General features: G+C 72.9%; 12 protein-coding genes. 11 read left to right on the top strand and 1 reads right to left on the bottom strand.

The window, feature by feature from the left end; translation table 11 throughout:
- Positions 1–72: 72 nt before the first annotated feature.
- Positions 73–420, bottom strand: a complete 348-nt coding sequence (locus ACUKCB_RS11625; RefSeq protein ID WP_473040522.1) for an SCP2 sterol-binding domain-containing protein — start codon at positions 418–420, stop codon at positions 73–75.
- A gap of 240 nt (positions 421–660) precedes the next feature.
- On the opposite strand from ACUKCB_RS11625, the gene ACUKCB_RS11620 reads away from it, so the two are divergent.
- The 11 genes from ACUKCB_RS11620 to ACUKCB_RS11570 all read left to right on the top strand — a co-directional run bounded on the left by ACUKCB_RS11620 (position 661) and on the right by ACUKCB_RS11570 (position 12,741).
- On the top strand, positions 661–1,440 hold the full coding sequence (locus ACUKCB_RS11620) for a coiled-coil domain-containing protein (protein WP_473040521.1): 780 nt from the start codon (positions 661–663) through the stop codon (positions 1,438–1,440).
- A 37-nt stretch (positions 1,441–1,477) separates the two neighbouring features.
- On the top strand, positions 1,478–1,657 hold the full coding sequence (locus tag ACUKCB_RS11615; protein ID WP_473040520.1) for a hypothetical protein: 180 nt from the start codon (positions 1,478–1,480) through the stop codon (positions 1,655–1,657).
- Between the two features lie 21 nt (positions 1,658–1,678).
- Positions 1,679–2,479 carry a TlyA family RNA methyltransferase gene (locus tag ACUKCB_RS11610; RefSeq protein ID WP_473040519.1) on the top strand — a complete coding sequence of 267 codons (801 nt, stop codon included), beginning with the start codon at positions 1,679–1,681 and terminating at the stop codon, positions 2,477–2,479.
- 109 nt (positions 2,480–2,588) lie between these two features.
- Positions 2,589–3,515, top strand: a complete 927-nt coding sequence (locus ACUKCB_RS11605; RefSeq protein ID WP_473040518.1) for an NAD kinase — start codon at positions 2,589–2,591, stop codon at positions 3,513–3,515.
- Positions 3,516–3,559: 44 nt separating this feature from the next.
- Positions 3,560–5,272 (top strand): DNA repair protein RecN, encoded by a 1,713-nt coding sequence (gene recN, locus ACUKCB_RS11600; protein WP_473040517.1) that lies wholly within the window; start codon positions 3,560–3,562, stop codon positions 5,270–5,272.
- Between the two features lie 149 nt (positions 5,273–5,421).
- Positions 5,422–6,594, top strand: a complete 1,173-nt coding sequence (gene steA, locus ACUKCB_RS11595) for a putative cytokinetic ring protein SteA (protein WP_473040516.1) — start codon at positions 5,422–5,424, stop codon at positions 6,592–6,594.
- Positions 6,591–7,712 (top strand): copper transporter, encoded by a 1,122-nt coding sequence (locus tag ACUKCB_RS11590; RefSeq protein WP_473040515.1) that lies wholly within the window; start codon positions 6,591–6,593, stop codon positions 7,710–7,712. The genes steA and ACUKCB_RS11590 overlap by 4 nt, the downstream gene beginning before the upstream one ends.
- 5 nt (positions 7,713–7,717) lie before the next feature.
- Complete coding sequence (locus tag ACUKCB_RS11585) at positions 7,718–8,665, top strand: hypothetical protein (RefSeq protein WP_473040514.1); 948 nt, start codon at positions 7,718–7,720, stop codon at positions 8,663–8,665.
- Positions 8,662–10,275 (top strand): murein biosynthesis integral membrane protein MurJ, encoded by a 1,614-nt coding sequence (gene murJ, locus ACUKCB_RS11580; RefSeq protein WP_473040513.1) that lies wholly within the window; start codon positions 8,662–8,664, stop codon positions 10,273–10,275. Before ACUKCB_RS11585 ends, murJ begins: the two co-directional genes overlap by 4 nt.
- A complete protein-coding gene (locus ACUKCB_RS11575) occupies positions 10,272–11,354 on the top strand; it encodes a glycosyltransferase family 4 protein (RefSeq protein ID WP_473040512.1) in 1,083 nt (360 codons plus the stop codon). Before murJ ends, ACUKCB_RS11575 begins: the two co-directional genes overlap by 4 nt.
- Before the next feature lie 358 nt (positions 11,355–11,712).
- Positions 11,713–12,741 (top strand): TerC family protein, encoded by a 1,029-nt coding sequence (locus ACUKCB_RS11570; RefSeq protein WP_473040511.1) that lies wholly within the window; start codon positions 11,713–11,715, stop codon positions 12,739–12,741.
- Positions 12,742–12,814 lie beyond the last annotated feature (73 nt).

Raw genomic sequence — 12,814 nt, 5'->3', positions numbered from 1 at the left:
CAGCAAGGTACCCGCCACCCGGCGGTGCCGGTGCGTTCCGGCCGGGGCGGGTCGGGCGGTGGCCGGGCGGGGTCAGAGCAGGCGTCGCATCCGCAGCAGGTCACCGATGCTGGCGTCGACCTTCAGGCGCCGGCTGAACAGTGCTCTGGCCGGGTCCAGCCGGTCCTCGGCCAGTTCCACCAGGTCGTTGCTGGAGACCGTCACCCGGACCTGGGGGGCGGCGGGTGCGTCCAGCGGTCGCGGGGTGACGTCGGTGAGGCCGTCGGCGGTCAGCCGCATGTCGAAGGCGGTGTCCAGGTCGGGGACGATCACGCGCACCGTGCGTTCGCGGATGTGTTCGCGGCGTTTGTCCAGCGGTTGGGCGAGGAGGCGCTCGTTCGCCCGGGCGATGCCCTCCAGGCAGGCGTTGATGCTGCTCATGGGCACATGATGCCCTATCCGGCGGTATCTGTCCGACCCCGGGCCAAGGGGGCGGGTGCGGACCAAGGGTGCGGTTCCGTCGGGGCGGGCGGTGCGGCGGGGTGAGCTCCGCCGTTTGCGTGCCAGGGGCGCCCTGTCCCCGGTAGCGTTGGCGTCGAACCCCCCTGGAGCACGAGACCCCTCCCGCTCCGCGCCCTCTTCGTCATTTCCTCCTGCGGTCCCATCAAGGAGCACTTCATCATGGTCGTCGACGCGGTACGCACCTATCTGGACGCCGCCAATGGCCTTACCGAACTCTCGCGTAAGCAAGCCGTCGCGGCTGCCAAGACCCTGCTCAGGGCCGACGGGGCGGTGGCCCCCGCCCCTCCGGCCGCGGGGGGCGAGGCGCCTCCGCGGGTGGGGCAGAGCATCCAGACCTTGGCGGGGGAGCTGATCGAGACCAGCCAGGCCAACCGGGCGGCCGTCGCCGAGCTGGTCCGGGCCGAGGTCGGGCGCGCCCTGGAGCAGATGGACGTGGTGCCGCGCGCCGAGTACGAGCGGATGGCCCGCCGGGTGGCGGAACTGGAGCGTCGGATGGCGGCCCGGCACGCGGTGGAGCGGGTGCTGGCGCCCCGGGGCGGGGCCTCCTCCGTGTTGCCCGCCGGGCAGGAGGGCGCTTCCGGGGCGGCCTCCCCGGCGGCCGGGCAGGTGCAGGAGGCGCCCGGGGGTGAGCGTCGGGGTGCCGGTGACGCGGAGTCCGGGGCGCGGCCCGAGGCCGAGGGCACCGACGCGACGGGTGCCGGAGACGCCGACGGGGCCGGACCGGAGGCGGAGGAGTCCGTCCCGGCCGGAAGCGCCGAGGAGAAGGGCGCTGACGGGGCCGCTGCCGCCGATACGGGCGCGGACGCCGGGGACGGGCCCGAATCCGGGGCCGCCGCCAAGCGGACGGCCTCCCGTGGCAAGGGGAAGACCGCCGTCAAACCGCCCAGGTCGCGTTCGACGGCCAAGCGCCCCGCCAAGGGCAAGGGCGCGAAGAAGTAGGGTCCGTCCCGGCGGCCGAGTGAAGGGAGGAGGCTCCATGGACCGGAGCGAACAGGCCGAGGCACTGGCGGAGCGGACCCTCGACGCCACGAGGGAACGGCTGGCCGGCCTGGATGCGCTGCCCACCGCGGAGCACGTCGCGGTGTTCGACGCGCTGCACCAGGAACTCTCCGGTGTTCTGGGCGCGCTGGGACAGAGCCCCCAGAGTCCTCGATAGCGGCCGGTACCCTAGGTGACCATGGCAAAACGTAGTCGGCTCGACGCGGAACTGGTCCGCCGCGGTCACGCACGCTCCCGGGGCCACGCGGCCGAGATCATCGAGAACGGTTTCGTCCGTGTGTCGGGCATGGTGGCTTCCAAGGCCGCGACCCAGATCGGAACCGACCAGCCCATCGTGGTGCGCACCCCCTCCGAGGAACCGACCTACGTGTCCCGGGGTGCCCACAAGCTCGTCGGGGCGCTGGACTCCTTCGGGTTGGCGGTGCGGGGACGCCGGGCGCTGGACGCCGGGGCCTCCACCGGGGGTTTCACCGACGTGCTGCTGCGTCGTGGTGCGGCGCACGTCACGGCGGTCGACGTCGGGTACGGGCAGCTCGCCTGGGCGTTGCGCAGTGACGAGCGTGTACGGGTGATGGAGCGCGTCAACGTCCGGGAACTGACCCCGGAGCAGATCGGTGAGCCCCGCCCGGACCTGGTGGTCGGCGACCTGTCGTTCATCTCCCTCAAACTCGTGCTCGGTGCACTGCGCGACTGCACGGCCCCCGACGCCGACTTCGCGATGATGGTCAAACCCCAGTTCGAGGTCGGTAAGGCGCGTGTCGGTGCGGGTGGTGTGGTCCGTGAACCCGCCCTGCGGGCCGAGGCCGTCTCCGAGGTCGCGGCGCACGCCCTCACCCTGGGACTGGGTGTGGTGGGGGTGACCGCGAGCCCTCTGCCCGGGCCCTCGGGGAACGTCGAGTACTTCCTGTGGATGCGGGCCGGTGCCCCGCCACTGGACCCCGCCGCGTTGGAGCGGGCGATCCAGGAGGGGCCGTCCTGAGCGCGTGGCCTCCTGTCGCAGGAGTCCGGTAACGTGACCCGGCCGGGTGCGGTCGAGTACCCGGCCAGCAGCAGGCTTCCCGCGGGGGAGTGAACGTAAGGGGACGGCGATGACCGGCGGACGCAGTGTTCTCCTGCTGGCCCATACCGGCCGGCCCGCGGCGGTGCGCAGCGCGGAGTTGGTCCACGGCCGCCTCAGCCGGGCGGGGCTGACCGTGCGCATGCTCCGGAGCGAGGTCGAGGACCTGGCCGCCGTGGGTTGCACCCTGGCTCCGGTCGAGGCCGTCGAGGCGGCGGAGGCCGCCGAGGGTGTGGAGCTGGTCATGGTGCTCGGCGGTGACGGGACCCTGCTCAGGGCCGCGGAGCTCGCCCGGCCGGCCGGTGCCCCGCTGCTCGGTGTCAACCTGGGGCACGTCGGTTTCCTGGCCGAGGCCGAACGCGAGGACCTGGGCGCCACGGTGCGCAGTGTGGTCGACCGCGACTACGCCGTCGAGGAACGCATGACCCTCGACGTGGCGGTCTTCAACGGAGGACGCGGTGACGGGGCGCCCCCCGTGCGCTCGTGGGCGCTCAACGAGGCGACCCTGGAGAAGGCGGAGTCCCGCCGCATGCTGGAGATGGTTCTGGAGGTGGACGGGCGCCCCCTGTCCAGTTGGGGCTGTGACGGTGTGGTGTGCGCGACTCCCACCGGATCGACCGCGCACGCCTTCTCGGCGGGCGGCCCGGTGGTGTGGCCGGACGTGGCGGCGCTGCTGGTGGTGCCGATCAGCGCGCACGCGCTGTTCGCGCGGCCCCTGGTGGTGGGGCCCGAGGCCACGGTGGCGCTGGAGGTGCTGCCGGACACCACGCCGGGCGTGCTCTGGTGTGACGGACGGCGTATGGTCGAATTGCCCGCGGGGGCACGAATCGAGATCACTCGTGCTGATACGCCGGTCCGGCTGGCCCGGTTGCACCGCGCCCCGTTCACCGACCGCCTGGTGGCCAAGTTCGGTCTGCCGGTCAGCGGTTGGCGGGGGCGGGCCGAAGACAGGCGCTGAACGCCGTCACATGCAGAGGTCGTCAACTATCAGGAGAGGGATCGGTGCTCGAAGAAGTCCGTATCCAAGGCCTCGGTGTCATCGACGACGCCGTGTTGGAGTTGTCACCGGGCCTGACCGTCGTCACCGGTGAGACCGGCGCGGGCAAGACCATGGTCGTCACCGGGCTGGGACTGCTCTTCGGTGGGCGTGCCGATCCCCAGCGGGTTCGTCCCGGGGCCGACCGCGCGGTGGTCGAGGGGCGGCTGACCGTTCCCCGGGGCGGTCGGGTGGCCGACCGGGTCCTGGAGGCCGGCGGCGACATCGACGACGACGTCCTCATCCTCACCCGTGCGGTGTCGGCGGAGGGGCGTTCGCGGGCCACCATGGGCGGCCGTTCGGCCCCGGTGAGTCTGCTGGCCTATCTGGCCGACGACCTGGTGGCGGTGCACGGGCAGTCCGACCAGCAGCGTCTGCTGCGCGCGGACCGTCAGCGCTCCTCCCTGGACCGTTTCGCCGGCGAGGAACTGGCCAGGAAGATGAAGCGGTACAGCTCCGCCTACCGCCGCCACCGGGAGGTCTCCGCCGAGTTGGCGGAGTTGGTCGAGCGGGCGCGTGAGCGCACCCAGGAGGCCGACATGCTGCGGTTCGGGGTGGAGGAGATCGCCGCCGCGGAGCCGCTTCCGGGGGAGGACGCCGAGCTTCTGGCGGAGGAGACCCGGTTGGCGCACGCCGACGGGCTGCGGGTGGCGTCGACCACCGCGCACGAGGCGCTCACCGGCGACCCGGCCGCCGCCGAGGTGCAGGCCGACGTGGTGGGGTTGTTGTCGGCCGCCCGCCAGGCGGTGGGTGCGGTGAGTGAGCACGACGAGGAGCTGGCGGCCATCGGGGGCCGGTTGGACGAGGCGTCCTACATCCTCACCGACGCGGCCACCGAGCTCGCCTCCTACGCCGAGTCGGTGGACGCCGACCCGGCTCGCCTGGCCGCGGTCCAGGAGCGCAGGGCCCTGCTGACCCAGCTTTCGCGCAAGTACGGTGAGACCACCGACGAGGTGTTGGCCTGGGCGGAGAACGCGACCAAGCGGCTGGCCGACCTGGAGGGCGACGACGAGCAGATCGACGCTCTGCGCGCGGAGGCCGAGGAGCTGCACGCGCGGATGGACGAGGCCGCCACCGAGTTGACCCGGATCCGCTCCGCCGCGGCCGAGCGTTTCGGCGCTGCGGTCACGGAGGAGCTGACCGCGCTGGCCATGCCGCACGCGCGGGTGAGTGTGCGCATCACCACGGGTGAGGAGTTCGGGCAGCACGGGCGGGACGAGGTCGAGCTGTTGTTGGCCCCGCACCCGAGCTCCCCGCCGCTGGCTCTGCACAAGGGGGCCTCGGGCGGTGAGCTCTCCCGGGTGATGCTGGCGATCGAGGTGGTCTTCGCCGGAGCCGATCCGGTCCCCACCTTCGTGTTCGACGAGGTGGACGCCGGGGTGGGTGGCAAGGCCGCGGTGGAGATCGGGCGACGGCTGGCCCGGCTGGCCCGGCGCGCCCAGGTCATCGTGGTCACGCACCTGCCGCAGGTGGCCGCCTTCGCGGACGCGCACCTGGTGGTGGAGAAGTCCACCGAGGGGCTGGTCATCGAGAGCGGTGTCGTCCGGTTGGACCGGGGCGGGCGGGTCCGTGAGCTCTCGCGGATGCTCGCCGGGTTGGAGGACTCCGAGCTGGGCCGGGCCCACGCCGAGGAGCTGCTGGGCAACGCCGATCCGGAGCGCGCCTACCCGGCGGCCTGATCCCTTCCTGACGGTGCCCGTGCCGGTCCGGCGCGGGCACCGTTGGTGTTTTGCCCCGAAAACGCCGATCGCCCGCCTGTTGTGACACAGGGTTATCGAGTTCTGACAGTATGCCACCGATGAAGGTATCGGATGCGCTCAGAGCCACAATGCGATTCCGCCGCTCGGGGGCGGAAGCTCCCACCGGTTTGGTCGCTCCCGTTCGTTCGGACCGTCGTACCAAGAACCTGACCAAACGGCTGCGCCCCGGCGACATCGCGGTGATCGACCACGTCGACCTCGACCGGGTCAGTGCCGAGGCCCTGGTGGGGTGCGGGGTGTCGGCGGTCCTCAACGTCGCCCGCAGCATCAGCGGTCGCTACCCCAACCAGGGGCCCGAGATGATCGTGGCGGCGGGCATCCCCCTGGTGGACGACGTCGACCCCGAGGTCCTCACCCGGGTCCGTGACGGGGAACGTCTCCGGCTCCAGGGGGCCACCCTCTACCGGGGCGGGGAGGTCGTGGCCAGCGGTGTCCGGCAGGACAAGGACACGGTGGGCGCCGCCATGGCCGAGGCCCGTGCCGGGCTCGCCACCCAGCTGGAGGCCTTCGCGGCCAACACCATGGCCTACCTCCAGCGTGAACGCGACCTCCTCCTGGACGGCGTCGGCATCCCGGTGATCGGGACCGCGGTGGAGGGCCGCCACGTCCTCATCGTGGTGCGCGGTTACCACTACCGGGAGGACATCGCCGCGCTCAGGCCCTACATCCGCGAGTTCAGACCGGTCATCGTCGCGGTGGACGGGGGAGCCGACGCGGTGATGGAGGCCGGATACCGGCCCGACATCATCGTCGGCGACTTCGACTCGGTCTCCGACAGGGCGCTGAGCAGCGGTGCCGAACTCGTGGTGCACGCCTACCGCGACGGCCGGGCCCCGGGGCTGCGACGGCTGACCGACCTGGGCCACGAGGCCGTGGTGTTCCCCGCGACCGGCACCAGCGAGGACGTGGCGATGATGCTCGCCGACGGTTCGGGCGCCAGCCTCATCGTGGCCGTGGGCACCCACGCCACCCTTGAGGAGTTCCTCGACAAGGGCCGCTCGGGCATGGCCAGCACCTTCCTCACCCGGTTGCGGGTCGGCGGCAAGCTGGTGGACGCCAAGGGGGTGAGCCGCCTCTACCGGTCCCGTATCTCTCCGTGGGCGCTGCTCGGCCTGGTGGCCGCCTGCCTGCTCACCATCCTGGTCGCCGCCTACAGCTCACCGGCCGGGCAGGTCTATCTCACCTTTCTCGCGGCGCGCTGGGACGCGTTCGTCTACTGGATGACGGGGCTGTTCACGTGATCGACTTCCGCTATCACCTCGTGTCCATCGTCGCGGTCTTCCTCGCGCTGACCGTCGGGCTCGTCCTGGGCACCACGATGCTCCAGGACCCGCTGCTCAACACGCTGCAGTCCGAGACCGCGGACCTGCGCGGACAGAGCGAGGAACTGCGCGCCGAACGCGATGACTCCGAGCTGCGCAACGCCGGCGCCGACCAGCTGGCCGACGCCGTGGCCGGGGACGTCCTGGAGGACCGGCTGCTCGGCCGGGACGTGGTCCTGGTCGCGGCCCCCGGGGCCGACGAGGATCTCGTGCGCGCCCTGGGAGGGCGTGTCGAGGAGGCGGGTGGAGGGGTCGTGGGGCAGCTCGTGTTCGAGGAGGCGTTCCTGGACCGCGCCGGCTCCGCCTTCGTCGACGAGCTCGCCCTCCAGGTCTGGCCCGGTTCCGAGGAGCTCTCCGGCAGCCCCTACGACAAGGCCGGGGTCGTGCTGGGCCGGGCGCTGGCCGCCGGGGACGGCGGCGACGGGGACAGCGAGGACGCCGAGGAATCCCGGGACGACGAGGCCACCGGGGGCGACGAGGAGGACAGGCAGGACACGGAGGACCGGGACGACGCCGAGGACGGCGGGCAGCGGGACTCGGGCCAGGACGCGGAGGCGGTACTGTCGGCCTTCGCCGAGGGCGGTCTGCTCTCGGTCGAGGGTTCCGTGGCCCGCTCGGCCGACACCGTGGTCGTGGTCGCCCCGGACGCTCCCCCCGAGAACGGTGCGGAGGAAGCCGGCACCGCCCTGACCAGTCTCACCACGGCCCTGCACGAGGAGGTCGGGCCCGTCGTCCTGGCCGGGAACGCCGCCTCGGGCCGGGACGGCGGACTCATCGCCCGGGCCCGGGCACAGGAACCGCCCTTCGCCACGGTGGACGTGGCCGGGCGGCCCGCCGGCGACCTGGTCGTGGTGCTCGCCCTGGCCGAGTCCCTCACCGGATCGGGCGCCGCCTACGGCATCGGTGAGGGTGTTTCCGGTTACCTCCCCGACCCGCTCCCCGGGCCCGTCGAGCGTTCGGTGGCCGACGGCGAGGGGCAGGACCCGTCCGGCGACGGGGACGGGGCCCGCCGGGCCGCGCCCGGGAGCGGGGAGTGAACCCCGTGCGAGAGCCCCACGCCTTGCTCCGGGCCGGCCAGGGGCTGGCCGGGGCGGCACTCGGCGCCCTGGCCGCCCGCTCCGCCTACCGACTGCTGACCCGGTCCCGGGACGCCCGGTCTTCCGGGGCCGCCGGCGATCCCGACCGTCCGCAGACCTGGCAGCGCACCAACTTCCGCGGCCGTACCGTCACCCTCCAGGAGGGACCCGCCCTGGCCTCGGGGGTGTGCGCGGCCTGTGCGCTCTCCCCGGGGTTGACCCCGCGCGTGCGCGCGGCCGTGGTCCTGGCCGCCGCCGGTTCCGCCGCTTTCGGCGCCTACGACGACCTCGCCGGGTCCGCGCGGGCCAGGGGGTTGCGCGGCCACCTGGGTGCCCTGTCCCGGGGGGAGGTCACCACGGGGGCGGTCAAGATGGCGGGTATCGGTGCGACGGGTCTGGCCTGCGCGTTCATGCTGCGCAGGGGGCCGTGGGACACACTGGCGGACGGGGCCCTGATCGCGGCCGGCGCCAACCTGGTGAACCTCTTCGACCTGCGCCCCGGGCGCGCGGTGAAGTTCGCCCTGCTCGCTGCGGCGCCCGCCCTGGCCTCACCGGCCGCACCCCTGGTCGGTCCCGTACTGGGGGCCGCGCTCGCCCTGCTGCCCGACGACCTCGCCGAACGCTCCATGCTCGGCGACGCCGGGGCCAACGCGCTGGGCGCCGCCCTGGGGGCGGCCGCCGTGGCCCGGGCCCCACGGCCCGTTCGGCTGGCCCTGCTCGGCGGGGTGGTCGGGCTGACCCTGGCCAGTGAGCGCACGAGCTTCTCCCGGGTGATCGACGGCGTTCCCGTCCTGCGCCGTCTGGACCGGTGGGGCAGGACCGTACCGGAGGAGTCCGCCGGGGGCGGGCCGAGGCGTGTACGGCGGGTGGTCCGGCGCAGGGCAGGGGCCGAGCCGGAGCCGGCACCCGGGTGACCCGGGGGGTCGCCACGGCGGCGGCGCTCATCGCGGTGGTCACCGTGGGCGCCCGGCTGGCCGGGTTCGGCCGTACGGTCGTCTTCTCGCAGACCGTCGGCGACACCTGTCTGGGCACCGCCTACGTCACCGCGAACCAGCTTCCCGCGGTGCTGTTCGAGATCGTCATCGGCGGCGCCCTGACCGCGATGGTGGTGCCGGTCCTGGCCGCCGCGGTCGAGCGCGGCGACCGGGAGCAGGTCCACCGCACCGCCTCGGCGCTGGTCACCTGGGTGCTGTTGCTGTCCTTGCCGCTGGCCGCCCTGCTGGCTTTGGTCTCGGTTCCGGCGATGACCCTGATGCTGGGCGCGGGCACCGGCTGCCAGGGCCGGGCCCTGGTGGGGCTGGCCGCGCGCATGCTGGTGGTGTTCGCCCCGCAGATCGTCTTCTACGGGTTGGCGGCGGTGCTGTACGGGGTGCTCCAGTCACACCGCCGGTTCCTGGGGCCGGCCCTGGCACCGCTGGTCTCCAGCCTCGTGGTCATCACCGTCTACCTGGTGTTCGTGCCGCTGGGCGCCGACCACCGCCAGGACATCGACGCCCTGCCGCTGTCCGCCGAGCTCACGCTCTCCCTCGGCACCACCGCAGGGGTGGCCGCGCTCTTCCTCACCGTTCTGGGACCCGCCCGGGGGCTGCGGATCCGGCTGCGCCCCCGGTTCACCTTCCCGCCGGGGGTGGGGGAGCGGGTGCGGTCCCTGGCCGCGGCCTCCCTGCTGCCCCTGGTGGCGATGCAGGTGTGTCTGCTGCTCTCGGTGGCCCTGGCCAACTGGGGCGGGGGAGCGGGCGCGGCCGTCCTCTACAGCTACGCCTGGGCACTGTTCACCCTGCCCTACGGGGTGATCGCGGTGCCCATCGCGACCAGTGCGTTCACCGCGCTGGCGGTCGCCGACGCCGAGCAGGACCGGGCCGGGTTCGCCCGGTTGCTGTCGGTGAGCGCGCGGGCCGGAGTGGTGGTCACGGCCGGGGTCGGTACGGCTCTGGCCGCGGCTGCGGGCCCGCTCGCCGCGGTCTTCGCGCAACTCGATCCGCTGCCGTTGGAGCGGGCACTGCTCGCCTACGCTCCGGGGGTGGTGGGCTTCGCTCTGCTGGCCCTGCTGAGCCGGGCGCTGTACGCCTCCCATCACGGGCGGAGCGCCGCCGCCGCCCAGGTCGTGGGCTGGCTCGCGGTGATGGTGTGCGCCTCTGCCCTGGTCTGGGTACTGCCTGCGGGGTGGGCCGTCGCGGGGCTGGGTACGGCGACCACGGTCGGGCTCACCCTGGCCGCGGTCCTGTTGTGCGCGGGGGTGGTCCGTGCCCACGGCCGTGACTGCCTGGCCGGGCTGGGGCGGTCCCTGGTCGCCGCGGTCCTGGCCGGTGGTGTCGGCTGGGTGGTGGGGCGAGCGGCCGCCTCGGGGCTGGCGGACCTCGCGCGGGTCCGGGGGGTCTGGGGGTCGGTGCTGGCCGCTGCTGGAACGGGTGCGGTGGCGCTGGTGGTCTTCGGCGCGGTCGCGGCCGCGGTGGACCGCGGTGCGTGGGCCGTGGTGGCTGACCGGGTTCGGAACGTACGTGAACGTAGGAGGGGGACACGGTGAACGGCAGGGTCGCGTTGGTCGTCGGGACCGTCAGCGGAGGGGTGGGCCGCCATGTCCGCTCGTTGGGGGAGGGGCTGCTGCGGCGGGGCTTCCAGGTGGCGGTGGTCGGACCGGCCTCGGCCGAGCGGGAGTTCGGGTTCTCGGAGGCGGGGATGCGTTTCGCGCCGGTGCAGATCGGTTCCTCGCCCTCCGTGGGGGACGCCGGGGCGGTGCTGCGACTGCGGGCCCTGCTGCGCGGGGCCGACGTGGTGCACGCGCACGGGTTGCGGGCCGGTGCGGTGTGCGCGTTGGCGGGTGCCGGTCCGCTGGTGGTGACCGCGCACAACGCCCCGCCGGTGGCCCCGGGGCCGATGGGCGCGGTCTACCCGGTGCTGGAGCGGATCGTGGCGCGTCGGGCGCGGGTGGTCCTGGGGGTCTCCGGTGACCTGGTGCGTCGTCTGCGCCGGGCGGGTGCGCGGGACGCCCGGATGGCGGTGGTGGCGGCTCCGGAGACGGGCCGGCCGTTGAAGGGAAGGGAGGCCACCCGGGCGGACCTGGCGGTGGAGCCGGACCGCCCGCTGCTGCTGACGGTGGCGCGGCTCGCGGAGCAGAAGGGCCTGGGAATGCTGCTGGAGGCGGCTCCGGCGATCGCCGACCGCGTCCCCGAACCCGTGGTGGCGATCGCGGGGGACGGCCCGCTGTGGGGGGAGTTGCACGACACCGCGGCCGAGATGGACGTGGACGTGCGGATGCTGGGGCACCGCGGCGACGTCGCGGACCTGTTGGCCGCGGCGGACGTGTTCTGCCTCACGAGTTGGTGGGAGGGTCCCTCCCTGGTGATCATGGAGGCGCTCCGGGCCGGGTTGCCGGTGGTCGCCACCAGGGTGGGCGGGATCCCCGACCTGTACGCGGACACGGTTCTGATGGTGCCGCCCGGCGACGCCGGTGCGTTCGCGGCCGAGGTGGGCCGGGTGCTGGACGACCCCGCCCTGGCCGCCGACCTGCGGGCGCGGTCACGGGAGGCGGCCCGGGGGCTGCCCGCGGAGGAGGACGCGGTGGAGGCCGCGTGCTCGGTGTACAAGGCGGTGGCGCGCGGGTGAGCGGGTCCGGTGCGGGCCGTCCGTCCCCCGCGGAGGACGTCGGACGGTGTCCGGAGGGTGTGCGGGACCTGTCCTCGCGGTGTGGTGGCCACCGCCGCGCGGGTGACTTCCACAGAGAGGTTTTCGGTGGCATGCTGAGGAACGGCTCGGATGGCGTAGCCTGTTCTGGTGCGCTTCATGCGCCTGCTTCACCACGTGAGGGGAGTATCCCTGTCGCGGCGGTGCCGTCATCACGGAGTACAACGGCGTGCTCCCGGTTCCGTCGGTTCACACCGTTTCGGTGTGAACGGGAGAGACCTCCGGTTTACCGTCGTGCGTGCAAAACGCTCGCGCGCACCAACCGGAGGAGAGTCCGTCCGTGAACGTTCCCCTGTGGGTCTGGGCTGCCACGATCGCTGCCATGGTTCTGATCCTGGCGCTGGATCTGGTGATCGTCGACCATCCTTGGAGCAAGACCAAGGGTCCCAAGGAGTTCGGGATGAAGCAGGCCGCCTGGTGGGCGGTCTTCTACATCGGCATCGCCGTGTTGTTCGGCTTCGGGGTGATGTACTTCGGCGGTGTGACCTCGGGCGCCGAGTACTTCGCCGGGTTCGTCACCGAGAAGAGCCTGAGCATCGACAACCTCTTCGTGTTCTATCTCCTGATGACCGCCTTCGCGGTTCCCAAGAAGTACCAGCACGAGGTCCTGCTCGTCGGCGTCGTCATCGCGATCGTCATGCGCGGTATCTTCATCGTCCTGGGCGCCCAGGTCATCAACGCCTGGAGCGAGGTCTTCTACCTCTTCGGCGTCTTCCTCATCTACACCGGGTACAAGATCGTCCGGGACCACCTGAAGGGTGACGAGGAGGACAAGGACTTCACGCAGACGCCGGTCGTGCGCATGGTCAAGCGGTTCTGGCCGGTGACCGACGACTACCACGGCGCCCACCTGACCGTGAGGCTCGACGGCCGCCGCCACGTGACCCCGATGTTGTTGGTGATCGTCGCTATCGGCGTCATCGACCTGGTCTTCGCGGTCGACTCCATCCCGGCCATCTTCGGTCTGACCCAGGACGCCTACATCGTCTTCACCGCCAACGCCTTCGCCCTGATGGGGCTGCGCCAGCTGTACTTCCTGCTGGCCGGTCTGATGGACCGCCTGGCCTACATCAGCTGGGGCCTGTCGGCGATCATGGTGTTCATCGGTGTGAAGATGATCCTGCACGCCCTGCACGAGAACGGTGTGCACGTCGTGGACATCGGTATCGGCGCCTCGCTGACCGTCATCCTCGGCATCATGACCGTCACCATCATCGGCAGCCTGGTCAAGTCCCGTTCCGCCGGTCCGGGGCGCTCGGGATCCGGTGGCGAGCGGGACGAGCGGGACGCGACGGCCGACCGCTCCTGAACCCGGGCCGCCCGGCCCGCGGTGCGAGCCGGGCGGGCGCGGGGGATTGTGGAAACCCGCCTCCTTCGAACGT

The sequence above is a fragment of the Nocardiopsis moroccensis genome, assembly GCF_055763695.1.
This window is presented reverse-complemented; position numbering and strand designations above follow the sequence as displayed.

What these genes read in the sequence shown, in the direction of transcription:
- ACUKCB_RS11610 (WP_473040519.1), top strand. Translation starts at nt 1,679, where the DNA reads ATGGCAAAACGTAGTCGGCTCGACGCGGAACTGGTCCGCCGCGGTCAC.
- ACUKCB_RS11625 (WP_473040522.1), bottom strand. Translation starts at nt 420, where the DNA reads ATGAGCAGCATCAACGCCTGCCTGGAGGGCATCGCCCGGGCGAACGAG.
- steA (WP_473040516.1), top strand. Translation starts at nt 5,422, where the DNA reads ATGCGATTCCGCCGCTCGGGGGCGGAAGCTCCCACCGGTTTGGTCGCT.
- ACUKCB_RS11615 (WP_473040520.1), top strand. Translation starts at nt 1,478, where the DNA reads ATGGACCGGAGCGAACAGGCCGAGGCACTGGCGGAGCGGACCCTCGAC.
- ACUKCB_RS11620 (WP_473040521.1), top strand. Translation starts at nt 661, where the DNA reads ATGGTCGTCGACGCGGTACGCACCTATCTGGACGCCGCCAATGGCCTT.
- ACUKCB_RS11605 (WP_473040518.1), top strand. Translation starts at nt 2,589, where the DNA reads ATGACCGGCGGACGCAGTGTTCTCCTGCTGGCCCATACCGGCCGGCCC.